Below are 24,021 nucleotides of genomic sequence, written 5' to 3'. Positions count from 1 at the left end.
GCGCCCGGCCCACCCTCCATGCCAGTGGCCGGCAAGCCGGAGCGGCCAGACTTGCGGGCAAGGGGGGCGTCCGGCGCGGCAGCCGCTCGCTCTGTCACACCGCGAGGGCGGCAGCGAAGGAGTGCTTCCATGACCTCGACCTCTTCCGTTTCCCGCACCCGGTTAGCGCGGGCCGGCCACACCACCCCACGCGCCGAACGCGTGATCCTGGTGGAGGGGTCGGGCTGCTACGTCCGGGACATCAACGGGCGGGTGTACCTGGACGGTTCGGCGGTGCTCGGGCTGATGCAGGTCGGCCACGGCCGGCGCGAGCTGGCGGTCGCCGCGGCCACCGAGCTGACCACGCTGGAACGCCTCCGCCGCTGGGAGCCCGGCGGTGACGACCGGGCCGCCGAACTGGCCCACCGGCTGGCCGCCCTGGCACCCGACGGGCTGGCGCGGGTGTACTTCACCAGCGGCGGCGCGGACGGCAACGAGGTCGCGCTGCGGATGGCCCGCTACTTCCACCACCGCCGGGGCGAGTCCGGGCGCACCTGGATCCTCTCCCGCCGGCTGGCCTACCACGGCAGCGGCAGCGTCACCGGAATGCCCGTCTACCACGAGGGTTTCGGCCCGACCAGGCCGGACACCCACCACCTCACCCCGCCCTACCCGTACCGGCGGGAGCTCTACGACGGTGCGGACGTCACCGAGTTCTGCCTGCGCGAGCTGCGCGAGACCATCGAGCGGATCGGGCCGGAGCGGATCGCCGCCATGATCGGCGAGCCGGTGATGGGCGGCGCCGGCGCGGTCGTCCCGCCGCCCGACTACTGGCCGCGGGTCGCCGAACTGCTGCGCCGCCACGGCATCCTGCTGATCCTGGACGAGGTGGTGACCGCCTTCGGCCGGACCGGCAGCTGGTTCGCCGCCGAGCACTTCGGGGTGACCCCGGACATCCTGGTCACCGCCAAGGGCATCACCTCCGGCTACCTGCCGCACGGCGCCGTGCTGGCGAGCGAGCGGGTGGCCGACACCGTCGGCGGCGGGCCCGGCCTCCCGAGCGGCTTCCGCCACACCGGCCACCCCACCGCGTGCGCCGTCGCGCTGGCCAACCTCGACCTGATCGAGCGGGAGGGGCTGTTGGCCAACGCGGTCGAGATCGGCGGCCACCTGGCCGGCCGGCTGGCGGAGCTGTGCGAGCTGCCGGTGGTCGGCGAGGTCCGGCAACTGGGCCTGCTGCTGGCCGTGGAACTGGTCGCCGACCGGCGGACCCGGGCCCCGCTGCCGACCGGGACGCTCCCGGTCACCGACGCGCTGCGCGAGGACGCCGGCATCATCCTGCGCGGCAACCCGCGCGCCCTGGTGATCACACCGCCGCTGGTGCTGGACCGGACCGCGGCCGACCGGCTGGCGGACGGGCTGCGCTCGGTGCTGGGCCGGGTCCGGCCCGACGGCCGGGTCGACTGATGCCGCGGGCCGGCCGGGGCGCCCGGGACCGCGCCCCCGCAGGGCCTACGCCGCGTGCCCGTGCGCCAGCGCGCCGCTCTCCTCCGCGCGCCCCGGCCGGCCCGCGGCGGCCTGGCCGAACCGGCCGCGCAGCTCGGCGCAGCGGGCCGCGGTGAGCTCGTGCCGGATGGTGTCCTCGACCAGCGGCTGCGCGAACCGCAGCCGGCCGTCCGGGCTCTCGTGCAGCAGCCCGCCACGGACGGCGGTGCGCACCGCCTCGCCGGGCACGCCGTCCCGGCGCACCACCGCCTCGACCGCCGCCCGCGGCCCGGAACCGATCACCGCGCAGGCCTCCAGCACCGCGACGATCCCGGCGGGCAGCCCGGCCACCCGCTGCAGCACCACCTCACGCAGATCCGCCGGCACCCCGGTCGCCAACTCCGTCCAGGGCGCACCGTGTTCCAGCTGGTCGAGCAGGTGGGCGAGGAAGTACGGGTTCCCGCCGGCCCTGCGGTGCAGCGCGCGCAGCAGGCCGGGCTCCGGCTGGTCGGTCAGCGTCGCCGTGGCCAGCGCCCGGGTGCCCGTCGGGTCGAGCGGGGTCAGCCGGATCTCCTGCCCGTCGGTGGACTCCAGCACAGTGGCCCGGGTCCGGCGCAGCTCGGGATCGTCGACCAGCTGGAACATCCGGCAGGTGGCGACCAGCAGCAGCGGCACGGTGGGCAACTGGCTGGTGAGCAGCCGGAGCAGGGCGAGCGAGGCGGCGTCCGCGCAGTGCAGGTCCTCCAGCACGAGCACCAGCGGCCGCCGTGCCGCCGCCCGCAACAGCACCTGGCACGCGGCGTCCTGGAGGTCGAACCGGGCCCGGCCGGCGAGCTGGTGCACACCGCCCGGGCCGGCGGGCTCCGGTTCGGGGCCACGGTCCGGCCAGAGTTCCGGCAGCAGCGGGCTCAGCGCCCGCCTGGTCCGGGCCGGCAGCTCCAGCGCCACCTCGGGCCAGCGGGCGTGGACCTGCCGCAGCAGCTGGATCCACGGCCAGTAGTCCGGAGTGTCGGCGATCGAAGGGCAGTTGGCCCGGAGCAGGTCGACGCCCTCGTCCGCCAGGACGTGCGCGAGCTCCTGCACCAGCCGGGTCTTGCCGAGGCCGGCCTCGCCGGTGACCAGCGCCGTGCGACCGGAGCCGCGGAACGCCCCGGCGGCGGCCGTGGTGAGCCGCCGCAGTTCCAGGTCGCGCCCGACGAAGGCGGCCGGGCGGACGCGTTCCCTGCACGGCCGGCCGAGTTCACCGCACGACCGGTCGGGCCGACGGGCCACCACCGCTCGGCCGCCCTGGCCGGGATCCGGCCCGTCCAGCGCGGGCCTCGCGCCGTCCAGCGCCGGGTCGTGCCGCAGGATCGCCTGGTGCAGCCGCTGCAACTCCTTGCTGACGTCCGCGCCGAGCCGCTCGGCGAGCGAGGTACGGGTGCGCTCGTAGACCTGCAACGCGTCGGCCTGCCGGCCGACCCGGTACTGCACCCGCATCAACTGCCCCACCAGGCTCTCCCGCAAAGGGTGTTGCTTGGTCTCCCGCTCCAGCGTGTGCAGCAGGTCGGGGGCGAGTCCGAGCGCCATGCCGGCGTCCGCCCAGGCCTCGACCGCGCTGAGCCGCAACTCCTCCAGCCGGCCGGCCTCCTGGACCGCGAACCCGTAGCCGTCCAGGTCCTCGTAGGGCGTGCCCTTCCACATCCGCAGCGCGGTGGTCAGCGCCTTGATCGCCTCGCCGTGGTGGCCGTCCCGGACCAGCACCCGGCCGCGCTCCACCGCGCGCTCGAACACCCGGGCGTCGACCCGCTCGTGGCTGACCGCCAGCAGGTAGCCGGGGGCCTGGTAGCGCAGCTCCACCCGCGAGCCGTCCGCGAAGACGTGCCCGACCAGGAGCTTGCGCAGCCGCGAGACGTAGGACTGCAGGGTGGCCTTCACGCAGTCGGGCGGGGCGGCGCCCCAGACCCGGCCGACGATGGTCGGTACCGGGACCACCCGGCCGGCGTTGATCAGGAGCAGCGCCAGCACCGCGCGCTGGCGCGGCGGGCCGAGTTCCAGCGGTTCACCGCCGACCCGCACGGACATGGCACCCAGCACGGCGATCGGCGGTGCGGTGTCGACGTTCTCCGGTCCCGCAGCGTCCTGGCCCGTTGGGAGCTTCAATGTCTGACCCCGTCGTCGTCGTCCGCACCCGCAGTGGGCGACTGCCGGGCCCGTTGGAGGGGGGGTTTGGACGGGCCCCGGCAGTCACCGCCATGAAGTCTTCGGGACGAGCACGTCGCGGGCATCTGACAGATGACTGGTTCGTCGACTGGGGGTCCCCGTCACGGGCGAAGCGGAAGCGCCCGCTCAGGTCGCCGTTGAACAGGCTCTTTGACCGGATCAGTCATGGTATTGCTACCACTTGATAACATTCGATCATGATCGACCAGAGTGGCGGGGTGCTGGAGGGTCGTACCGAAGCCCGGGAACGGCTGAGCTCATTGCTCGGCCAGGCCCGGCAGCGCCGGGGAGGGGCGTTGGTGCTCTGCGGGGAGGCGGGCACCGGCAAGACCACACTGCTCAACCTGGCGGCCAGCAGCGCCTCGGCCGACCTGCTGGTGCTGCGCTGCACCGGGGTCGAGGGCGAGGCCGGACTGCCGTACGCCGGGCTGCACCGCCTGCTGCACCGGCTGCTCGACCGGACGGACACCCTGCCCGGCCCGCAGGCCGCCGCGCTGGCCGGCGCGTTCGGGCTCGGCGAGGCCAACGCCGACCGGTTCCTGGTCGCCCTGGCGGCGCTCACCCTGCTGACCGAGGCCGCCGAACACCGGACCATCCTGGTGCTGGCGGACGACGTGCAGTGGCTGGACGCGGCCTCCCGGGACGCCCTGATCTTCATCGCCCGCCGGCTGGAGGCGGACAGCGTCGCCATCCTCTTCGGCCACCGGGACGGCTCCGGCTCCGAGTTCCCCGCCCCCGACCTGCCGATGCTCCGGGTCGGTCCGCTCGACGCGACCGAGTCCCGCCGGCTGCTGGCCCGCTGCGGGGTGCCGCTGGCCGCCGAGACCGCCAACCGGCTGCTGGCCGAGGCGGCCGGCAACCCGCTGGCCCTGGTCGAGCTGCCGCGCTCGCTCAACGCCGAACAGCTGCGCGGACAGCAGCCGCTGCCCGCCCGGCTGCCGCTCGGCCAGCGGCTGCGCCAGGCCTTCCAGGCCCGGCTGCGCACCCTGCCGCCGCGGACCCGGACCCTGCTGCTGCTCGCCGCCGCCTACGGCGCCAGCGACCTCGGCACCCTGCTCGCGGCCGGCGCCCTGCTCGGCGCCACCCCCGAACACCTGGCCGCCGCCGAGCGGGTCGAACTGATCTGGCTGGACGACCGGGACCTGCGCTTCCGACATCCGCTGATCCGCTCGGCCGTCTACCAGTCGGCGAGCTACCTGGAACGGCAGTCCGCCCACCGCGCGCTCGCCCAGGTGCTCACCGACGAGCCCGAACGCCGCACCTGGCACCTCGCCGAGGCCTGCCCCACCACCGACGACGCGCTGGCCGCCGACCTCGCCCGGGCCGCCGAACGGGCCCGCCGCACCGGCGCGGTGGCGACCGCGGTGATCGGTCTGGAACGCGCGGCGGCGCTCACCGCCAACCGGGCCGACCAGCTGCGCTACCTGGCCGACGCGGCACACAGCGCCTGGCAGGCCGGCCAGCGCAACCACGCCATCGCGCTGCTCGACCGGGTCCAGGAGCAGCCCGGCGACGCCGTGCTGACCGCCCGGGCCGCCAGCCTGCGCGGGTTCATCGTGCACGCCAGCAGCTCGCCCAGCCAGGCCCGGCACATCTTCGTGGCCGGCGCCCGGGCACTGTGCGGGCTGGAGCCCGAACTGGCCGGCGAGATGCTGGTGCTGGCCGCCCGCTCGGCCTGGGTCGCCGACGAGGCGGCGGCGCTGGGCGAGATCGGCCGGCTGATCGGCCTGCTCCAGCTGCCCGAGCGGGGTCCGGTCAAGCGCCTGGGGCAACGCTTCACCGCGCTGGCCCGGCGGGATCTGCGACTGCCCGAGCCGCTGGCCCAGCACACCCGGGAGGCCACCCTGGCCTGGCTGCGCCCACCGGAGCCGCAGCCGTGGATCTGGCCGCCCACCCTGCTGCCGTACCTGCTCGGCGAGTCGGAGGAGGTCGCGCACGCCCTGCAGGACGCGGTGGCACTGCTGCGGACCCGCGGCGCGGCGGGCACCCTGCCGATGTCCCTGCCGCCGCTGGTGGCCCTGGAGGCCAGCGGCGGCAACTGGGTGAGCGCGGTGGCCAACGGCAACGAGGCGCTCGCGCTGGCGGACGAGACCGGCCAGCAGGGCGCCGCCTGCCACCTGCGGGTGCTGCTCGCCTGGATCGCCGCGATGAAGGGCGACGGCGCCGCCTGCCGCGAGCTGGCCGAGCGGGCGCTCGGCGTCGCGGTGCCGCACGGGATCGCCTCCGCGGTCGCCATCGCGCACTGGGCGTTGGGGCTGCTCGCGCTGGGCGAGGGCCGGGCGGACGACGCCGTGGAGATCCTGGAGCAGGTGGTGACGCCCGGGACCAGCGCCTCGCACTTCATGGTGTCGCTGGCCGTGCTGCCCGACCTGGTGGAGGCCGCGGTCCGGGCCGGCCAGACGCGGCGCGCCCGGTGGGCCCTGGAGCAGCTGGAGTCCTGGACGCTGGGGGAAGACGACACCACGCTGCACGCCATGCTGGAGCGCTGCCAGGCACTGGTGCACAGCTGCGGCCACCGCGGCGAGCACTTCCGGCGGGCCGGCGACGGCACGGTGCTCTCGCCCTTCGAGTCGGCGCGCACCCAGCTGCTGCACGGCGAGTGGCTGCGCCGGGAGCGCCGGCTCAAGGAGGCCCGCCAGCAACTCCACGCGGCGCTCGGCCGGTTCCGCTCGCTGGGGGCCGAACCATGGGCGGAGCGGACCCGCGCCGAACTGCGCGCGGCCGGCGAGGCGGTGCAGGACGAGGCGGCCGAGACCGGGCCGATGGCCGAACTCACCGCCCGGGAGACGCAGATCGTCCGGTTCGCGGCCCGCGGCATGAGCAACCGGGAGATCGCCGCGCAGCTCTTCCTGAGCCCGCGGACGGTGGGTTACCACCTCTACAAGATCTTCCCCAAGCTGGGCGTCTCCTCCCGTCACCAGCTGCGCGACCTGGGCATCGCCGCCGAGGACGACGCCCAGGCCTGAGAGCGCGGCTCCTCGCCGACCGGCAGCGCGCCGTGGAGGCGGGTTCACCCGACGGGAGCGGCGCATCATAGGGGTCCGTGCCGGGAGAACGCCGGAAGCACGTCATGATCCGGCCACCCCGTCGCGATCTCGCAGGGCATCCGACCCGGCACTAGCGGACCGATGCCTTCCGCTACGGCGAGCACCATGGCCACCCGCCAGCCAATCCGACCTGCACTGATGATCAGACAGGCTGCCCGGTGCCGATGTTGACGCATTGAGTTCGCACTGACGTCCAATCACATCGGACGTTGCTAACGTCTCGCTCCACCACCACCCCCACCCCCTGCCGCACGGCGCCGCCCCGTCCGGGTCGCGTCCGCGAACTTTGGCATGCACATGTTCACCAGCCACTCACCCGATCCCTCCCGGAGGCTCCCCGATGACGACCGAAGCGGACGCCGGCCCCACCCTGGAACCGCTCGCCCGGCTCAGCCTGAGCACCGCCGCCGCGCGGAACCTGGCCACCACCACCAAGTCCGCTCCGCAGATGCGCGGCATCAGCTCCCGCTGGCTGCTGCGACAGCTCCCCTGGACGCAGGTGTCCGGCGGCACCTACCGGGTCAACCGCCGGCTCTCGCTGGCCGTCGGGCGCGGCCGGGTCGGCTTCGTCCAGGCCGGGGCGGACAACGTGCGGATCATCCCCGAGACGCTGCGCGAGATCCCGGTGCTGCGCGGCTTCCACGACGACACCCTGCTCGCCGAGCTGGCCGACCGCTTCACGGTCCGCGACTTCCGCGGCGGCGAGGTCATCGTCGAGCGGGGCCGTCCGGTCGAGGAGGTCTACATCATCGCGCACGGCCGGGTCGAGCGGATCTCCACCGGCAAGTACGGCGACGAGGAGAAGACCCTGGGCGTGCTGGCCGACGGCGACCACCTCGGCGACGAGGCCCTGTTGCAGAGCGAGCCGCACTGGTCCGCCACCGCCCGGGCGGCCACCGCCGGAACGCTGATGGTGCTGCCCTGGACCGCCTTCCTCGACCTGTTCCAGCGCTCCGACGGACTGCGCGAGCACATCGGCGGGTTCCTCGCCAACAGCTCCCGCAAGGTGAACTCCAAGGGCGAGGTGGAGGTCGCGGTCGCCGCCGGCCACGAGGGCGAGGCGGAGATCCCCGGCTCCTTCGTGGACTACGATCTCGCGCCCCGCGAGTACGAGTTGTCGCTCACCCAGACCGTGCTCCGGATGCACTCGCGGGTCGCCGACCTCTACAACGACCCGATGAACCAGTTGGAGGAGCAACTCCGGCTGACCGTCCAGGAGATCCGCGAACGGCAGGAGTGGGAGCTGCTGAACAACCGGGACTTCGGGCTGCTCCACAACGCCGACTACGACCAGCGGATCAACACCTGGTCCGGCCCGCCGACCCCGGACGACATGGACGAGCTGCTGTCGATGCGGCGCGGCACCGACCTCTTCCTCGCCCACCCCAAGGCGATCTCGGCGTTCTTCCGCGAGTGCACCAAGCGCGGCCTCTACCCCGACGCCACCGAGGTCGACGGCCACCGGGTGCCCGCCTGGCGCGGCGTGCCGATCTTCCCGTGCGGCAAGATCCCGATCACCGACGGGCACACCTCCTCGATCCTCGCCATGCGCACCGGCGAGGACGACCAGGGCGTGATCGGGCTGCACCAGACCGGCATCCCCGACGAGTACGAGCCCAGCCTGAACGTCCGTTTCATGGGCATCGACGACAAGGCGATCATCCGCTACCTGGTCACCGCCTACTACTCGGTGGCGATCCTGGTGCAGGACGCCGTCGGCATCCTGGAGAACGTCGACGTCGCTGCCCCGCGGTCCTGAACCCGAACCCCCTCCAGGAGGACCGATGGCAGCCTTCGAAGCCGCCGCCCGCCCCTTCCCGACCGGCCCGACCGGGCTGGGCACCTCGGCGGCCCGGATCGGCTCACCACGCCGGCCCGTGACCGCCACGCCCGCCGGCGGCGGCCGGCGCTCCGTGCCCGAGCTGTACTGCCCGCCGCACCTGCGCGACGATCCCGCGCTGGGCCGCGAGGTGAACGACCGCCTGGTCCGCTGGGCCGAGCGGGTCGGCATCTACGCCGGGAGGTTGGAGAGGTTCCGACAGGCCGACTACGGGCGCCTGCTGATGCTGACCCATCCCGACACCGACGACCCGGACCGGCTGCTGGCCGCCGCCCGGTGCATGGCGGCGGAGTTCGCCGTCGACGACCACTTCTGCGAGGAGGCCGCCGGCGGCGACCACCCGGAGCGGCTCGGACCACAGCTGATGCTCGCCCAGTCGGCGATCGACCCGGCCCAGCTGCCCCGCGGGCATGCCGAGGCCTACCAGCGGGAGATGGACCGGCAACCGGTCTGGAACGCGCTGCGCCGGGCCGTGCAGGGGCTCGCGCCGTACACGACCGGGGCACAGCTGAACCGGCTCCGGCAGGAGATCGCCGGCCTCTTCCTCGGCATGGACGCCGAGGCGGGCTGGCGGATCGGGGGCACCCTGCCGGCGGTCTGGGAGTACCTGGCCAACCGCCAGTTGAACAGCTTCCTGCCCTGCCTGGCCCTGGTCGACGCGATGGGCGGCTACGAACTCCCCGCCCAGGTCTACGGCAGCCCGGAGGTCCGCCGGGCCACCCTGCAGGCCGCCCTCGCCTCCGTGCTGCTCAACGACGTCTACTCGGCGCACAAGGAGAGCGGCGCGCAGGGCGTCGAGTACAACCTGCCCATCGTGATCGCGGCGGAGGCGGGCTGCTCCGGCGCCGAGGCGCTCCAGCGGGCCGCCGATCTGCACAACGAACTCGTGCGCTCCTTCGAGGCCTCCGCGGCGGAGCTCAGCCTCACCGGCGGTCCGGTGCTGACCCGCTACCTGGGCGCGCTGTGGGCCTGGCTCGGCGGCAACAAGGAGTGGCACGCCAGCAGCCCCCGTTACAACCAACCCTAGGGAGACGACCATGACCATGCTCGACAGCTCCACCAGCAGTGACGTACTGGCCACCAGGTACCAGCGGTCGGTGGCGGACTACTGGAACCAGGAGAAGGCCCCGGTCAACATCCGGCTGGGTGAGGTCAGCGGTACGTTCCACCACCACTACGGCATCGGTGAGGTGGACTGGTCCGTCCTCGACGGCGACGAGGCCGGCCGCGAGGAGCGGATCATCAAGGAGCTGCACCGGCTGGAGGGCGCCCAGGCCGAGTACCTGCTGGACCAGCTCGGCGAGCTCGGCCCGGACGACCGGATCCTGGACGCCGGCTCGGGCCGCGGCGGCACCAGCTTCCTGGCCAACCTGCGGTTCGGCTGCCAGGTGGACGGCATCTCGATCTCCGAGGAGCAGGTGAAGTTCGCCGACAACCAGGCGCGGGAGCGCGGGGTGGCCGACAGGGTGGCCTTCCACTTCCGCAACATGCTGCACAACGGCTTCCCCGACGCGACGTTCCGGTCCGTCTGGAACAACGAGAGCACCATGTACGTCGACCTGCACAAGCTCTTCGCCGAGCACGCCCGGGTGCTGCGGCCCGGCGGCCGGTACGTGACCATCACCGGCTGCTACAACGACGTGCACGGCCGTCAGCCGTCCCGGGCGGTCAGCCAGATCGACGCGCACTACATCTGCGACATCCACCCGCGCAGCGAGTACTTCGCCGCGATGTCGGCCAACGGCCTGGTCCCGATCAGCGTGGTCGACCTGACCGCCGCCACCATCCCGTACTGGGAGCTGCGCGCCAAGGCGGCGGTGGCCAGCGGCATCGAGGACGCCTTCCTCACCGCCTACCGGGAGGGCAGCTTCCACTACCTGATGATCGCCGCCGACAAGGCCTGACGCGACCCGTGGGTGGCCCCGGTCGTCGACCGCGGCCACCCACGGTCACGTTCGTCGGCCCGGCGGTGCCCAGGAGAAGTCGTCCGCCCCGGTGCGGGCCGGCGCGGTCCACCTCCGGGCCCGCTCGGCCGACCGTTGACCGCTCGGACCGTTGACCGTTGACCGCTCGGACCGTTGACCGTTCGTCGCAGGACCGACCGCGACGAACGGTTGGCTGTTGACCGGCCGGTGAACCGGTGGTGAACAGGCCTTGTACGGGTCCCCGGCAGCGGGCCAGCGGGGGCGAAACAACCGCAGGTCAGCGGCGCTTTCCCGGTATTGGCGGGGACATTGGCGGTTCGTTGGAGGTCCGTTGGAGCGCTCGGCCACCCTGATGGTGTGGACGTGCGTGGGACCGAATGCGAGGGCAGCCAGTAGTGCAGACACAGGAGAAGGCGGAGACGGTGGAGACCGGTGGCACCGCGCGTGCGACGCTGGACCAGCAGGCGCTGGCCGAGCTGTACCGACTGCACGGTCCGGACCTGCTGCGCGCGCTGATCCGACTGACCAGCGGTGACCGGGGCAAGGCCGAGGACATCCTCCAGGAGACCTTCGTGCGCGCCTGGCAGCACCCGGAGGCGTTCACCGACGGTCCGGAGCGGTGCCGTCCGTGGCTCTTCACGGTCGCCCGCCGGATCGCCATCGACCACTTCCGGAAGCGGGCGGCCCGGGCCCAGGAGGTCGCGGAGATCAGCCCGGACGAGAGCGTCGCCACCCACGACCCCTATGACGAGGTGCTCGCCGCCCACGACATCGGCCTCGCGCTGACCGAGCTCACCCCGCAGCACCGCGAGGTGCTGGTCGAGCTCCACCTCAACGGCCGGTCGGTGAACGACACCGCCACGCTGCTGGGCGTGCCGGCCGGCACCGTCAAGTCCCGGAACTTCTACGCGATCCGCACCCTCCGTCCGGTGCTGGAACGCCGCGGCCTGGCCCTCCCCGCCTGACCGGATCCAGCACCGGCGCCCGGGAGTCCGCTGGTCGGCAGGTGCGCCGATCGGCGGCCTTGGCGTACCCTCATACCGGCCGACAGTGGCACGGATGTGCGAAAACGTTCCGCAGCCGTCGGCGTTTTCCCTCGACGGTACGGTGTGGTGAGCGTGCATGCAGATCCTGCTCCTGGGTCCGCTCGCGCTACGCGACCCGCGCGGCCGGCCCCTGGACCTCGGCGGCCCCAAGCGCCAGGCGGTGCTCGCCGCGCTGGCCCTGGAACTCAACCAACCGCTCACCGTCGACCGGTTGCTCGACCTGGTCTGGGACGGCGAGCCGCCCACCCGGGCCCGGGCCGCCCTGCACGGCCACATCGCGGCGCTGCGCAAGGCGCTGCCGGACGGGTTCGCCCTGGAGACCCTGCCCGCGGGCTACCGGCTGGCCGGTGACCCGGCGCTGGTGGACGGTCAGGTCTTCGCCGACCTGCGCCGGCGCGCCCAGGCCACCGACGACCCGCGCTACCGCTCGGCGCTGCTGCGGCAGGCGCTGGGACTGTGGCGCGGCAGCGGCGAGGCGGACCTACCCGCCGGCGTCATTCCGCGCTCGATCGCCCGCCGGCTGCACGACGAGCGGATCACCGTGCTGGAGGCCTGGGCGGAGTGCGAGCTGCGCCAGGGCCGGGGCGACCGGGCGGTCCCGCTGCTGGAGGAGGCGGTCCGGGTCGACGGGCTCCGGGAGAGCCTGGTCGCGGCCCTGATCCGGGCGCTCTTCCAGGCCGGGCGGCAGGCCGAGGCGCTGGCGGCGTACCACCGGGCGGCGGCGCTGCTGCGGAGCGAGTACGGCGTCCACCCCGGCCCGGCACTGCAGGCCGCGCTCGACCAGGTGCTGTCCGGCTCACCCGTGCCGGCGCCGGCCGCCCCGCCCGTCCCGACCGTCACCCCGTCCGCGCCGCCGAGCCCGCCCGCGCCGGCGATCGCGGCGGCCCGGCCGTCCACCGGGCCGGCCCCGACGGTCGCCGACGGGCCGCGACAGCTGCCCAGAGCCGGCCGGCTGGTCGGCCGGGCCGCCGCGGCCGAGTGGCTGGACCGGGCGACCCGGCCCAGGCCCGGGGAGGTCCCGCTGGCGGTGGTGGTCGGTCCGCCCGGCGTCGGCAAGACCTCGCTGACCGTCGACTGGGCGCACCGGGTGGCCGACCGCTATCCCGACGGCCAGCTCTTCGCCGACCTCCAGGGCTTCGACGAGCAGGACCCGAAGGACCCGCGGGACGTGCTGAGCGGCTTCCTGCTGGCGCTCGGCCAGCGGCCGGCTCAGCTGCCGACCACCGCCCACGAGCGGGCCGAGCTCTTCGAACGGCTGACCAGGGAGCGCCGGTTGCTGCTGGTGCTGGACAACGTGCGGTCGGCGGAGGACGTCCGGCAGCTGCTGCCGGCCGGCGAGGGCTGCGCGGTCGTGGTGACCAGCAGGGTCGCCCTGCTCGACCTGCTCGCCCAGGACGGCGCGGCGCTGCACCTGCTCCAGCCGCTGACCGCCGAGGACGCGGTGCAGCTGCTGACCAGCACGGTCGGCGGTCCGCGGGTGGCCGCGGAGCCGGCGGCCGCCCGGCGGCTGGCCGAACTCTGCGACGGCCTGCCGCTGGCGCTGCGGATCTGCGGCTCCCGGCTCGCGGTCCGGCCGGACTGGACCCTCGCCCAGCTGGTGACGGAGATCGAGGACGAGCGGACCGGGCTGGACGGCCTGGACACCTTCGGCAGTGTCGGGATCGGCGCGACACTGGAGCTGACGTACCGTCAACTCCCGGCGATGTCAGCCAGGTTGCTGGCACTGCTCGGGCTGTACCCGGAGGGTGGGATCGTCCCCGGGCTGGCGGCGGCGCTGCTCGGCGAGGACCTGGCCCGGGCCCGCCTCGCGCTGGGCACACTGGCCGGCCACCACCTGATCGCCGAGGAACAGCCCGGCCGCTACACCTGCCCCGGCCTGGTCCGTCGCTATACCCGGCACCTGCTGGCCGAGACCGTCGGCGCGGACCGGCGGGAGGCCGCCTTCGGGCGACTGCTCGACTTCGCGCTGGCGGTCAGCGCCGCCACCGCCGAGCGGCTGACCGAGTACTCGTGGCTGGTCGAGCGCCCGGCCGGTCCGGCGCCCGTCGGAGTACCCGCCGTCGGGTCGGCTCCGGAGGCGGAGGCCTGCTTCGCCGGGTACGAGCCGGCCCTGCGGGCGCTCACGCTGGAGGCGTTCCGGCTCGGTCACGTCGAGCACGCCCGCAAGCTGGCCCAGAACCTCGGCCTCTCCTACCGCTACACCGATCCGCTCGGGCACTGGCCCGAGTTGGCGACGGTCGGGTTGCGGGCGGCGGAGGCGGGCGGCTCGAAGGACGCCGTCGGCCGGTCGACCGGCCAGCTGGGCCTGGCCCTGACCCACTCGGGCCGTCCCCAGGAGGGCCTGCCGCACCTGGAACGGTCCGTGGCGATCGCGATGGCCGCCGGTGACCTGCGCAGCCTGTGCGTGGGTCAGGTCCGGCTCGCCCTGTGCTACCAGGCGCTGGGCCGGTCGCCGATGGCCTGCCTCGCGGCCTGGGAGGCGGTGTCGGGCTGCGCGCACGCCCTGGACGAGCCACGGGTGCTGGCGATGGCCCTGCACAACTGCAGCCGACTGGCCCGGGAGTGCGGCGATCCGGAGCGCGCCCTGCACCACGTCGAACAGGCGCTCGGGCTCGACCTCGCGGGCCGCCAGGACGAGCGGTACTGGCTGGTGCTGGAACGGGCCCGGGCGCTGGACCTGCTGGACCGGTCGGACGAGGCGCTCGACGCGGCCCGGAAGGCGCTGGAGTCGGTGCTCCCGCTGCCCGAGCGGGCCTTCGTGGGCCGGGAGCTGTTCGTCACCGAGGCACGCGAGCTGCTGGCGGCCCTGGGTGGCTGACCTGGACTCCCGCACCACGCTGCGCGTACTCGCGGTGGACGACGAGCCGCCGGCCCTGGCGGAACTGCTGTACCTGCTGCGGGCCGACCCGCGGGTCGAGCGGGCGGAGGGGGCCGGCAACGCGACCGAGGCGCTGCGGCGGATCGGGCGGGCCCTGGAGAGCGGGAACGACGGCGACGACCGGCTCGACGCCGTCTTCCTGGACATCAACCTGCCGGGGCTCAGCGGTCTGGACACCGCGCGGCTGCTGGCCGGCTTCGGCAAGCCGCTGGCCATCGTCTTCGTGACCGCACACGAGGGGTTCGCCGTGCGGGCCTTCGACCTCGAGGCGGTCGACTACGTGCTGAAGCCGGTGCGCCGGGAGCGGCTGGGCGAGGCCGTCCGGCGGGTCTGCGAGCTGGCCGCGACCAGGCGGCCGACCCCGTACGACCGGCTCGTCGGGGAACCGGCGAGCGCGGAGCGGCCGGCGGTCAGCCGCCCCGTGGCGAGTGAGCGGCCGGCCGTTCCGGTCCCGCCGCAGACCGCCGCCCGGCCGGCGGAGGAAGCCGGACCGGGCGAGCCGGGCGAGCCAGGCGAGTCGGCCGTACCGGTCGAACTCGCCGTACCGGTCGAGGAGATCGAGTACGCCGAGGCCAGGGGTGACTACGCCCGGCTGCACACCGCCACCGGCAGCCACCTGGTCCGGATCCCGCTCTCCGCGCTGGAGGAGCGCTGGCGGGAGCACGGTTTCGTCCGGATCCACCGCCGCTACCTGGTGGCCCTGCGCGCGGTGCGGGAGCTCCGGACGGACGAGGGCGTGCTGAGCGTCCGGGTCGGCGCGGAGACCCTGGCGGTGAGCCGGCGCAACGCCCGGGCCCTGCGCGACCTGCTGGTCCAGCGCGCCAGCAACGGGGCCTGACCTCGGCGGTTGCGTACACTGTGGCCCTTTGGAAGCTCGACGGGGGAAGCACGGTGGCCGCAGAGAACACCCGCCCGCGGCGGGAGCTGGTCATCGGTGGACCGGGCGTCCGGCGCACCCCGGCTCCCCGGCCGCCGGTGGCGCCGCCTGCCGGGCCGGTCGATCCGGCGGTGGCGGCCCTGATGCGGCGGCAGCTGCGGGCGGCGCTGGGCGGTGGTGCGGCGCTGGGCGTGCTGGTGGTCCCGCTCCCGCTGCTGTTCGCGCTGGCCCCCGGCCTGGCCGCGGTCCGGGTCGTCGGGGTACCGCTGGTCTGGCTGCTGCTGGGGGTGCTCGGCTACCCGGTGCTGTGGCTGATCGGTCGCTGGTACGTCACCCGCGCCGAACGGAACGAGACCCGGTGACCGGCTCCTACGCGATCGTCGCGGTGGTCGTGGTGGCGGCGGCGACGGCGCTGATCGGCTCGCTCGGCCTGCGGGTCTCCCGGACCACCTCCGACTTCTACGTCGCGTCCCGCACCGTGAGCCCCCGGCTGAACGGCGCCGCGATCAGCGGCGAGTACCTGTCCGCCGCCTCCTTCCTGGGGATCGCCGGCCTGGTGCTGACGCAGAGCTCGGACGTGCTCTGGTACCCGCTCGGGTACACCGCCGGCTACCTGGTGATGCTGCTCTTCGTCGCGGCCCCGCTGCGCCGCTCCGGCGCCTACACGCTGCCGGACTTCGTCGAGCTCAGGCTGGGGTCGAAACGGGTCCGGCGGGTCGCCGGCGCCTTCGTGCTCGGCATCGGCTGGCTCTACCTGCTGCCGCAGCTCCAGGGCGCCGGGCTGACCCTGCAGACCGTCACCGGGGCGCCCCGCTGGGTCGGCGGTGTGGTGGTGGCCGTGGTGGTGACCGCCAACGTGGTGGCCGGCGGGATGCGCAGCATCACCTTCGTCCAGGTCTTCCAGTACTGGCTCAAGCTCACCGCGCTGCTGGTCCCACTCGTCTTCCTGCTGCTCGCCTGGCACGCGGACGGCTCGCCCTCGCCCACGGCGGGGCACCAGGTCTTCCACCGGGCCACCGTGGTCCAGGCCGACCAGACGGTCCGGATCACGGTCGACCGGCCGGTGCGGATCACCGTGAACGGCACGGTCGACGGACGGCCGCACGAAGCCGTGCCGGTCACCCTGCCCCCGGGCGGCCACACCGTCGAGGGGCGGCTGGCCTTTCCCCCCGGCGCCGCGGTGCCCGACCGGGCCGGCGATCCGGTCGACTCCGCCTGGGGCCGACCGGTGGCCGGCAGTGGCGAGTCACATCCGCTGTACGCCGTCTACGGGCTGATCCTGGCCACCTTCCTCGGCGCGATGGGCCTGCCGCACGTGGCGGTGCGCTTCTACACCAGCCCGGACGGCCGGGCCGCGCGCCGGACCACCCTGGTGGTGCTCGGCCTGCTCGGGGCCTTCTACCTGCTGCCCCCGGTGTACGGCGCGCTGGCCCGCCTCTACGCCCCCGACCTGGCCCTGACCGGCGACACCGACATGGCGGCGCTGCTGCTCCCCGAGCGGCTGATCGGCGGCCCGGGCGGCGCGCTGCTCGGCGCGCTGCTGGTCGGCGGTGCCTTCGCGGCCTTCCTCTCCACCTCCTCCGGGCTGGCCGTCTCGCTGGCCGGAGTGCTGCACCAGGACGTGCTGCCGTCCATCGGGATCAGGGGCTTCCAGCGCGCCACCGTACTGGCGGTGGCCGCGCCCACGCTCTGCGCGCTGGTCGTGCCGGACCTGCCGGCTGCCAACGCGGTCGGGCTGGCCTTCGCGGTGGCCGCCTCCGCGTTCTGCCCGCAGCTCCTGCTGGGCATCTGGTGGACCGGGCTGACTCCGCCGGGCGCGATCGCGGGCGCCGTCACCGGCGGCGGCGCCGCACTCGCGGCCGCCGGGCTGACCATGGTGGACTGGTTCCCGGGTGGCTGGCCGCACGCGCTGCTGGCCTGGCCCGCGGTGTGGAGCGTGCCGCTGGGCTTCCTGGTGATGGTGCTGGTCTCGCTGGCCACGCCGGGGAGCGTGCCGGCCAGGACCGCCGCCACCATGGCCCGGCTGCACCTGCCGGAGCCGGCCGGCGCGGCCGGCGACCGGGGAGGTCGCCGCTGATGGTCGAGATCCTCGCCCTGGTGCTCGGCGCGGTCGGCTGCTTCGCCGCCGGCGGCTTCCTGCAGTGGGTGCTCAGCCGGCGGCGCACCCACGCCGAGCGCGACCTCGGCACACCGGTCGAGCGCTCCACCTTCCACACCCTGCACACCGCCGCGCTGGCGGCGCCGCCGCTGCGGGCCGGGCTGACCGAGGAGACCGCCCGCAAGGCGACCCGCCGGCTGCGCTCGCTGCTCGGCACCCCGGCGCTCTGCCTCACCGACGAACACGCCGTGCTCGCCTGGGACGGCGCCGGCGACCACCACCGGGCCGAGGCGATGGGACCGGCCGCCGAGGTGCTAGCCGACGGTCGACAGCGGCTGGTCGGGATCGAGTGCACCACGCCCGGTTGCGACCTGCGCTGGGCGGCGGTGGCCCCGCTGGTGGTGGGCGGCCGGGTGCTCGGCACGCTCGCCGCGTACGGCCCGGACGACTCGCCGATCCTGGTCCGCGCCACCAGCGAGGTGGCCCGCTGGGTCGCCGTCCAGTTGGAGCTGGCCGAACTCGACCAGTCCCGCAGCCGGTTGATCGAGGCCGAGATCCGCACCCTGCGGGCCCAGATCTCGCCGCACTTCATCTTCAACTCGCTCGCCGCGATCGCCTCCTTCGTGCGCACCGACCCCGAGCGGGCCCGCGAACTGCTGCTGGAGTTCGCCGAGTTCACCCGCTACTCGTTCCGCCGGCACGGCGACTTCACCACCCTCGCGGACGAGTTGGCCTCCATCGACCAGTACCTCAACCTGGTCCGGGCCCGGTTCGGGGAACGGCTGCGGGTCACCCTGCGGATCGCGCCCGAGGTGCTGCCGGTGGCGCTGCCCTTCCTCTGCATCCAGCCGCTGGTGGAGAACGCGGTCAAGCACGGCATCGAGAACCGACCGGACACCGGCCGGATCGTCATCACGGCCGAGGACGCCGGCGCGCAGGCGCTGGTGACGGTCGAGGACGACGGGGTCGGGGCCGACCCGGAGCGGCTGCGGGAGGTCCTGGCCGGCCGGGGCGGGCCCTCGCACGGCATCGGGCTGAGCAACGTGGACGAGCGGATGCGGCAGGTCTACGGGGAGGACCACGGGCTGGTGATCGAGACCGGGGTGGGCGCCGGGATGAAGATCACCCTGCGGATCCCGAAGTACCATCCGCGGGTTCAGGCCGCGCCGCCGACCGGGAACTGGTGAACTTGTCACCGTGGACGACATGGATGGCGAACCGGGTCGTGAGCCCGGTTCCGACGGCGCCGACAAGGTCCGCCGGCTGATCGCCGGCTGGCTGTCCGAGCCGTGCGACGACCGCGCCCCGGCCACCGCCGCGCGGTCGCTCGGCACCGGGCTCGCGGTCCCGCCCGCCGGTGCCGAGCGGGTCGCCGGCACCGCCCGCCGGCTGGCCACCGAGGGGCTGGGCGGCGGGCCGCCGCCCGAGGCCGACCCGGGGCTGCGCCTGCTTGCCGAGGTGCTGGTGCTGGACGAGCACCCGTCGGCCGTCGGCTGGACACCGGCCGAGCGGGCCGCCGTGCTGGACTGGGTCACGCTGCTGGTGCACCGCTTCGGTGAGGACGGCGTGCAGCGGCTGGTCGCCGAACTCTCCTGACTTCAGTCTCCGTGGGACAGGGTTCGGCCTCGCCAGGTGCGTCGCGGGTCACGAGTGCGTTGTACCGGCACACTCCGTTCCGGTGGCAGGAACGACCGCGACATCCGCTGCCGGCACGCTGACGGCCTGCCAGATGCGGGCCGGTGCGGATTTCCGCGAGGTCGTCGTCGTTGTCAGCGGCGGCCATGGCTGGCCCTCTTCGTGTACTGCGGCAGAGCTGGTGAACGGGCTGGCGGGTCTTCGGCGGCGGACTACATGCCGCCGACCATCGACTGCCGCAGCATGTCGCCCGTGCCCTGGAAGTCGCGCATGGTCGCGATGACCTTCTCGCCCATCTGGGCCCGCGCCTCGTTGAGCACGTCGGTCAGCACCCGGCCGAGCTGTTCCGGTGCCATGTCCCGGTAGTCGTCGGTGTGGAAGGTGAGCGAGACCACCTGTCCCTGCGGACCGACCACGGCGGTGACCATCCGGTCCTCGGAGGTGACCGAAGCCGTGGCGGCCTGTAGCTCCAGCTGGGCCTCCTGCATCCGGGCGCGGTGCTCCTGCAGGCTCGCCATCGCCTGCCGGATCTGCTCGGCGAACGGGGATTCCATCGCGTGCCTCTCTCCGTACGACGGGTGCCGGGCCGGGCTCTCCGGCCCGGCACCCTGGTGTCGTCCGGTAGCACGGCTGTGCACGGCCCGCGGGTTCAGCGGGCCCGGCGGACCGGTCGTCGGGCCCGTCCTGGAGGGCATGCTGTTGATCCCGTTGAGCACGTCGTTGAGCACCTGCATCATCTGCGCGGCGAGCGGCAGCACGCCGTACCCGTCGCCGGACTGACCTCGCCCGCGGTCGAGTTGGGCACCACGGTCGAGTTCGCCGTGTGGTCCTCGACCGGCCGGCGGACCGCGACCACGCCGCCCGCTGCCACCTCACCCCGGGAGTGACCACCGAGCGCTAGCGAGCCGGGCGGCCACGTCCGACGGAACGGCGGGATGCGGCGCGAGACCCACCGGCCCATGTCGTCCTCGATGCCCCGCGCTCTGCCGCCGTCAGGCGTTCGGTCAGGAGCAGCGCCAACTCCGCGCGGGCGTCGGCCAGGTAGAAGTGGCCGCCGCCCGGGAAGACCCGGAGCTCGAAGGGGCCGGTGGTGTGCTCGCGCCAGGCGTGGGCCTCCTCCGGCGTGACGCGGGGGTCGCGGTCGCCGAGCAGGGCGGTGATCGGCAGGTCGGCGAGGACGGCGTCCGGCGGGCAGCGGTAGGTTTCCGCCGCCCGGTAGTCGCTGCGGACCGCGGGGAGGATCACCCGCAGGATCTCCTCGTCGTCCAGCAGCCGGTGGTCCGTCCCGTTCAGCGCCCGGATCGCGGCGACGAGCCCGGCGTCGTCCAGCCGGTGGACGTGCTCCTCGCGGTACCGGGACGGCGCCCGCCGGCCCGAGGCGAAGAACGCCGACAGCGCCGCACCGCCGCGCCGTTCGAGCCGCCGGGCGGTCTCGAAGGCCACCAGCGCGCCCATGCTGTGGCCGAAGAGCGCCAGCGGCTGGTCCGCCCACGGCCGCAGTGCCCCGGCGACCTCGTCGGCCAGCTCGCCGATGTCCGCCACGGCCGGCTCGATGCGGCGGTCCTGGCGCCCCGGGTACTGCACGGCCAGCACCTCGACCTCCGGGCCGAGCAGCGCCGAGAGCGGGTGGAAGTACCCGGCCGAGCCGCCGGCGTGCGGGAAGCACACCAGCCGGACGGCCGCGCCCGGCTTGGGGTGGAACCGCCTGATCCAGGTCTCGCCGACGACTGCCTGCGGGGCCATGCCGATCCTCCTCGGGGTCACTCGCCGAGCCCGCGGAGCTGCGCCCAGAGCGCCCGCTCCGCCGGGCTGGTGGGCAGCTCCGGGCAGAGCCGTTCGGGGTGCCCGGGGGCGGTACCGCGCGCGGAGGCCGGGTCGGCGGCGGCACCGGGCGGGTGGAACCAGAGGGCGCCGTAGCCGACCAGTGCGTGCCAGAGCCGGCCGGCCAGCCAGGCGGCCACGGTCACCGTCCGGTCCATCGGTCCCTCCCGGTCCCGGCGGGACGCCTCCCCCGGAGAGCCCGCCGGAGGAGGCGTCCCGCGCACCGCTACCGCTCCAGCCGGACCGCACCGGACGGGCAGTCCCGCACCGCGGCCTCGACCTCGACCCGGCGGCCGGCCGCCGGGTCGGCGTCGAGCACCACGACCAGCCCGGTCTCCTCGTCCTGGTCGAACACGGTCGGCGCGTTGAGGGTGCAGTAGCCACCGCCGACGCACTTGCCCTGGTCCGCCGTGACTCGCATGGCCGTTCCTCCTCCGTGGTCGCCGGTCACCAGGTCACGGGCAGTTCGGAGACGCCCTCCAGCCCGGCGGTGTCGCGCAGCGGCACCTCGGCGGCGGGCACCGCGAGCCGCAGCGTGGGGATCCGGGTGAAGAGCGCTTCGAGCGCCACCTCGATCTCCACCCGGGCGAGGTGCTGGCCGATGCACTGGTGCACGCCGAAGCCGAGCGCGAGGTGGCGGATGGTGTTGCCACGCCGGATGTCGAAGGCGTCCGGCTCCTCGAAGGCCTCCGGGTCCCGGTTGAGCAGCGCGTTGGGCATGACGACGCCGTCGCCGGCCGCGATCACCTCACCGGCGATCTCGATGTCGGCGACCGCGATCCGCCGGGTGACGGAGTCGGCGATCGAGGTGTAGCGCAGCAGCTCGTCCACCGCTGACGGCATCAACTCCGGTTCGGCACGCAGCTGTTCGAACTGCTCGGGGTGCTCCAGCAGCACCAGCACGCCCAGCGCGATCATCGAGGAGGTGGTGACGTGGCCGGAGTTGAGCATGACCAGCGCCAGCACGACCAGTTCCTGGTGGGTCATCTCCCCGGCCGCGACCGGGCCGCGGACCAGGTCGCCGAGCAGGCCGGGACGCGGGTCGGTCTCCATCGCCCTGATCAACCGGTCCAGGTAGCCGAACAGTTCACCGATCATCTGCTGGACCGACTCCTGGCTCTCCACCTTCTCCAGGCGGTAGCCACGGTCCTGGAAGAACTCGTGGTCCTCGAAGGGGATCCCGAGCAGCTCGCAGACGACCTTCGAGGGCAGGTGGATCGCGAACTCCGAGACGAGGTCGAGCGGTCCCTCCTTCTTCAGCAGGGCGTCGATCAGTTCGTTGGCGATCTGCGTGATCCGCTCGCGGTTCTCCCGGGCCCGCTTGAGGGTGAAGTACGGGAGCAGCAAACGGCGTTGGGCGTCGTGCTCGTCACCGTCCATCTCGGGGAGCATGCGGAACGGGCGGGGGGTGCGCTCCGCGTCGGACAGCGCCGGGAAGTCGGACCGGGTCCGGTCGTTGGAGAGCCGGGCGTCGGCCAGGAGCTTCTTGGCGACGGCGTGGCTGCTGACCAGCCAGGCGATCTTCCCGTCGAACAGCTCCACCTTCTGCAACGGCCCGTTGCCCTTGAAGGCGTCGTAGCCGGTGGGCGGCTGGTAGGGGCAACTACGGCTCTGCGGGAACGGAACGGGGGGAGTCTGCTGGGTCATCGACAGGGTCCTTTGTGTGGGGAGACGTCTCGGGTACCGGGAGGACAGATCAGTGCTCGGCGCTGCCGAACCAGGTGGTCAGGGCCGCGTCCAGGCCGGTGGCGGCCGCGTTGCCCAGCCAGGCCACGAACCCGTCGGGACGGACCAGCACGAGAGCCGCGTCGAGCGCCGGCTCCGGCTCCGCGACGACCACGTCCACCCGGTCCGACCAGGCCCCGAGCGCGGTGAGGTCGGCGACCCCCGCGGAGAGGTCGAGCAGCACGCCGTGGCCGCTCTGCAGGGTGTCCGCGATGCCGACGGTCCCGTCCGCCGTCCTGATCCGGACGTTGGGGACCGGACGGCCGAGCAGCGGGCTCTCCGGCGCGTCCGCCGCCGCCTCGAACGGGTAGCGGACGTCGCTCACCATGGTGACCAGGTGCCGGTTGACGTCGTCGTAACCGATGAGGTCGGTGAGCAGGGCGCGCAGCGGAGCCACCGACTCCAGCGGGTACATCAGCGCGATCTGGGCGCGCAGCGCCCGGCAGGCCCGCTCGCCGACCGGCTGCCGTTCGGCCGAGTAGCTGTCGAGCAGGCCCGCCGGGGCCCGGCCCCGGATCTCGGCGGCGAGCTTCCAGCCGAGGTTGACGGCGTCGTTCAGGCCGGTGTTGAGGCCGTGTCCGGCGGTGAAGAGGTGGTGGTGCGCGGCGTCGCCGGCGAGCAGCACCCGGCCGCGCCGGTACTCCGTCACGAACTGGGTCCGCCCCGCGTACCGGCGCAGCCAGCGGGCGTTGGCGATCTCGCGGGTGCCGCCGGTGAGGCGCTCGATGTTGGTGCCGAGCTCCTCGATCGTCACCGGGGTGTCGGCGGCGGGCGGCTCGATGTCGAACTCGATGGTCTGCAGCCGGTACAGCCCGCGCTGCGGGTCGGGCATCGCGCCGAACACACCGCCTGGGTAGAGCTGGGCCTCGATCTGACCCTCGTAGGTCTCCAGGTCGGCGAGCACGCCATACCAGGACGGACCCTCCTCGACGGTCTCGAAGCCGGCGAGCCGGCGCACCACGCTGTCCGAGCCGTCGCAGCCGATCAGGTAGTCGGTCCGGACGGTGGTCTCGGTCGTGGTCCCGCCGCCGGCCGCGCGCAGTCGCACCGTCACGCCGTCCTGGTCCGCGTCGACGCCGACCACCTCGCGGCCGCGCAGGATCTCGGCGCCCAGGCCCACCGCGCGCTCCTCCAGGAGCGCCTCCACCCGCGCCATCTCGACCAGGTAGTTGTCCTGGTCGGTGACCTTGGTGAGGTCCAGCCAGAGCATGCCGAAGTGCAGCGTGGGCCAGGTGTAGAACCCCTCGCCTCGCAGCTTCTCGGCGAGCCCGCGCCGCTCGAACACCTCCAGCGAGCGCTGGTGGAAGGTCGAGACCCGCCAGTTGTCGTCGGCCTGCGGCCGCGCGTCGACGACGACGGCCCGCACCCCGGCCAGGCCGAGTTCGCCGGCGAGCATCAGGCCCACCGGGCCCGCGCCGGCGATGAGAACTGTGGTGCTGTCCATGAGCGGTCTCCCTCGGGAA

At 74.1% G+C, this 24,021-nt stretch carries 19 protein-coding genes; 12 read left to right on the top strand and 7 right to left on the bottom strand.

Features of this window, described 5'->3' with window-relative positions; translation table 11 throughout:
- The first annotated feature begins 129 nt into the window (after window positions 1-129).
- On the top strand, window positions 130-1,446 hold the full coding sequence (locus tag ACIGXM_RS27025) for an aspartate aminotransferase family protein (RefSeq protein ID WP_396565221.1): 1,317 nt from the start codon (window positions 130-132) through the stop codon (window positions 1,444-1,446).
- A gap of 45 nt (window positions 1,447-1,491) precedes the next feature.
- On the opposite strand, the gene ACIGXM_RS27020 is transcribed toward ACIGXM_RS27025, so the two are convergent.
- The gene (locus tag ACIGXM_RS27020) at window positions 1,492-3,606 is read right to left on the bottom strand and encodes a BTAD domain-containing putative transcriptional regulator (protein ID WP_396565219.1); all 2,115 of its coding nucleotides are present in this window, start codon (window positions 3,604-3,606) and stop codon (window positions 1,492-1,494) included.
- A 257-nt stretch (window positions 3,607-3,863) separates the two neighbouring features.
- Here ACIGXM_RS27020 and ACIGXM_RS27015 point away from each other — a divergent pair, with 257 nt between their 5' ends.
- The 11 genes from ACIGXM_RS27015 (at window position 3,864) to ACIGXM_RS26965 (ending at window position 18,973) form a co-directional block, all read left to right on the top strand.
- The gene (locus ACIGXM_RS27015; RefSeq protein ID WP_396565217.1) at window positions 3,864-6,632 is read left to right on the top strand and encodes an AAA family ATPase; all 2,769 of its coding nucleotides are present in this window, start codon (window positions 3,864-3,866) and stop codon (window positions 6,630-6,632) included.
- A gap of 421 nt (window positions 6,633-7,053) precedes the next feature.
- Window positions 7,054-8,472 (top strand): family 2B encapsulin nanocompartment shell protein, encoded by a 1,419-nt coding sequence (locus ACIGXM_RS27010; RefSeq protein WP_396565215.1) that lies wholly within the window; start codon window positions 7,054-7,056, stop codon window positions 8,470-8,472.
- Window positions 8,473-8,497: 25 nt separating this feature from the next.
- Complete coding sequence (locus ACIGXM_RS27005) at window positions 8,498-9,580, top strand: family 2 encapsulin nanocompartment cargo protein terpene cyclase (protein ID WP_396565213.1); 1,083 nt, start codon at window positions 8,498-8,500, stop codon at window positions 9,578-9,580.
- Window positions 9,581-9,590: 10 nt separating this feature from the next.
- A complete protein-coding gene (locus ACIGXM_RS27000; RefSeq protein ID WP_396565211.1) occupies window positions 9,591-10,457 on the top strand; it encodes a geranyl diphosphate 2-C-methyltransferase in 867 nt (288 codons plus the stop codon).
- Between the two features lie 416 nt (window positions 10,458-10,873).
- A complete protein-coding gene (locus tag ACIGXM_RS26995) occupies window positions 10,874-11,443 on the top strand; it encodes a sigma-70 family RNA polymerase sigma factor (protein ID WP_396565209.1) in 570 nt (189 codons plus the stop codon).
- A 157-nt stretch (window positions 11,444-11,600) separates the two neighbouring features.
- Window positions 11,601-14,342 carry a BTAD domain-containing putative transcriptional regulator gene (locus tag ACIGXM_RS26990; RefSeq protein ID WP_396565207.1) on the top strand — a complete coding sequence of 914 codons (2,742 nt, stop codon included), beginning with the start codon at window positions 11,601-11,603 and terminating at the stop codon, window positions 14,340-14,342.
- Window positions 14,335-15,240: a LytR/AlgR family response regulator transcription factor gene (locus ACIGXM_RS26985; RefSeq protein WP_396565205.1), complete on the top strand. Its 906-nt coding sequence runs from the start codon at window positions 14,335-14,337 to the stop codon at window positions 15,238-15,240. The genes ACIGXM_RS26990 and ACIGXM_RS26985 overlap by 8 nt, the downstream gene beginning before the upstream one ends.
- A gap of 53 nt (window positions 15,241-15,293) precedes the next feature.
- Window positions 15,294-15,641: a hypothetical protein gene (locus tag ACIGXM_RS26980; RefSeq protein WP_396565203.1), complete on the top strand. Its 348-nt coding sequence runs from the start codon at window positions 15,294-15,296 to the stop codon at window positions 15,639-15,641.
- A complete protein-coding gene (locus tag ACIGXM_RS26975) occupies window positions 15,638-17,356 on the top strand; it encodes a cation acetate symporter (protein WP_396565202.1) in 1,719 nt (572 codons plus the stop codon). The genes ACIGXM_RS26980 and ACIGXM_RS26975 overlap by 4 nt, the downstream gene beginning before the upstream one ends.
- A complete protein-coding gene (locus ACIGXM_RS26970; RefSeq protein WP_396565200.1) occupies window positions 17,356-18,564 on the top strand; it encodes a histidine kinase in 1,209 nt (402 codons plus the stop codon). Before ACIGXM_RS26975 ends, ACIGXM_RS26970 begins: the two co-directional genes overlap by 1 nt.
- A gap of 19 nt (window positions 18,565-18,583) precedes the next feature.
- The gene (locus tag ACIGXM_RS26965; protein ID WP_396565199.1) at window positions 18,584-18,973 is read left to right on the top strand and encodes a hypothetical protein; all 390 of its coding nucleotides are present in this window, start codon (window positions 18,584-18,586) and stop codon (window positions 18,971-18,973) included.
- A 251-nt stretch (window positions 18,974-19,224) separates the two neighbouring features.
- Here ACIGXM_RS26965 and ACIGXM_RS26960 read toward each other — a convergent pair whose 3' ends face one another.
- From ACIGXM_RS26960 to ACIGXM_RS26935, 6 genes are all read right to left on the bottom strand, one after another.
- Window positions 19,225-19,770 (bottom strand): YbaB/EbfC family nucleoid-associated protein, encoded by a 546-nt coding sequence (locus ACIGXM_RS26960; protein WP_396565197.1) that lies wholly within the window; start codon window positions 19,768-19,770, stop codon window positions 19,225-19,227.
- A 139-nt stretch (window positions 19,771-19,909) separates the two neighbouring features.
- Window positions 19,910-20,755, bottom strand: coding sequence for a thioesterase II family protein (locus ACIGXM_RS26955; RefSeq protein ID WP_396565195.1), 846 nt, complete (start codon window positions 20,753-20,755; stop codon window positions 19,910-19,912).
- A 17-nt stretch (window positions 20,756-20,772) separates the two neighbouring features.
- Window positions 20,773-20,991, bottom strand: a complete 219-nt coding sequence (locus ACIGXM_RS26950; RefSeq protein WP_396565193.1) for a DUF6059 family protein — start codon at window positions 20,989-20,991, stop codon at window positions 20,773-20,775.
- Window positions 20,992-21,059: 68 nt separating this feature from the next.
- Window positions 21,060-21,254, bottom strand: coding sequence for a ferredoxin (locus tag ACIGXM_RS26945; protein WP_396565191.1), 195 nt, complete (start codon window positions 21,252-21,254; stop codon window positions 21,060-21,062).
- 26 nt (window positions 21,255-21,280) lie between these two features.
- The gene (locus ACIGXM_RS26940; RefSeq protein WP_396565189.1) at window positions 21,281-22,480 is read right to left on the bottom strand and encodes a cytochrome P450; all 1,200 of its coding nucleotides are present in this window, start codon (window positions 22,478-22,480) and stop codon (window positions 21,281-21,283) included.
- A gap of 49 nt (window positions 22,481-22,529) precedes the next feature.
- On the bottom strand, window positions 22,530-24,002 hold the full coding sequence (locus ACIGXM_RS26935; RefSeq protein WP_396565187.1) for an FAD-dependent monooxygenase: 1,473 nt from the start codon (window positions 24,000-24,002) through the stop codon (window positions 22,530-22,532).
- Window positions 24,003-24,021: the final 19 nt, after the last annotated feature.

The sequence above is a fragment of the Kitasatospora sp. NPDC052896 genome (genome assembly GCF_044547075.1).
GTDB lineage: Bacteria > Actinomycetota > Actinomycetes > Streptomycetales > Streptomycetaceae > Kitasatospora.
This window is presented reverse-complemented; position numbering and strand designations above follow the sequence as displayed.

Excerpts from the sequence above, each read along its gene's own strand:
- ACIGXM_RS27005 (WP_396565213.1), top strand. The coding sequence starts at position 8,498 with ATGGCAGCCTTCGAAGCCGCCGCCCGCCCCTTCCCGACCGGCCCGACC.
- ACIGXM_RS26965 (WP_396565199.1), top strand. The coding sequence starts at position 18,584 with ATGGATGGCGAACCGGGTCGTGAGCCCGGTTCCGACGGCGCCGACAAG.
- ACIGXM_RS26950 (WP_396565193.1), bottom strand. The coding sequence starts at position 20,991 with ATGGACCGGACGGTGACCGTGGCCGCCTGGCTGGCCGGCCGGCTCTGG.
- ACIGXM_RS26970 (WP_396565200.1), top strand. The coding sequence starts at position 17,356 with ATGGTCGAGATCCTCGCCCTGGTGCTCGGCGCGGTCGGCTGCTTCGCC.
- ACIGXM_RS26935 (WP_396565187.1), bottom strand. The coding sequence starts at position 24,002 with ATGGACAGCACCACAGTTCTCATCGCCGGCGCGGGCCCGGTGGGCCTG.
- ACIGXM_RS26955 (WP_396565195.1), bottom strand. The coding sequence starts at position 20,755 with ATGGCCCCGCAGGCAGTCGTCGGCGAGACCTGGATCAGGCGGTTCCAC.
- ACIGXM_RS26945 (WP_396565191.1), bottom strand. The coding sequence starts at position 21,254 with ATGCGAGTCACGGCGGACCAGGGCAAGTGCGTCGGCGGTGGCTACTGC.
- ACIGXM_RS27000 (WP_396565211.1), top strand. The coding sequence starts at position 9,591 with ATGACCATGCTCGACAGCTCCACCAGCAGTGACGTACTGGCCACCAGG.
- ACIGXM_RS27025 (WP_396565221.1), top strand. The coding sequence starts at position 130 with ATGACCTCGACCTCTTCCGTTTCCCGCACCCGGTTAGCGCGGGCCGGC.
- ACIGXM_RS26940 (WP_396565189.1), bottom strand. The coding sequence starts at position 22,480 with ATGACCCAGCAGACTCCCCCCGTTCCGTTCCCGCAGAGCCGTAGTTGC.
- ACIGXM_RS26990 (WP_396565207.1), top strand. The coding sequence starts at position 11,601 with ATGCAGATCCTGCTCCTGGGTCCGCTCGCGCTACGCGACCCGCGCGGC.
- ACIGXM_RS27010 (WP_396565215.1), top strand. The coding sequence starts at position 7,054 with ATGACGACCGAAGCGGACGCCGGCCCCACCCTGGAACCGCTCGCCCGG.
- ACIGXM_RS27015 (WP_396565217.1), top strand. The coding sequence starts at position 3,864 with ATGATCGACCAGAGTGGCGGGGTGCTGGAGGGTCGTACCGAAGCCCGG.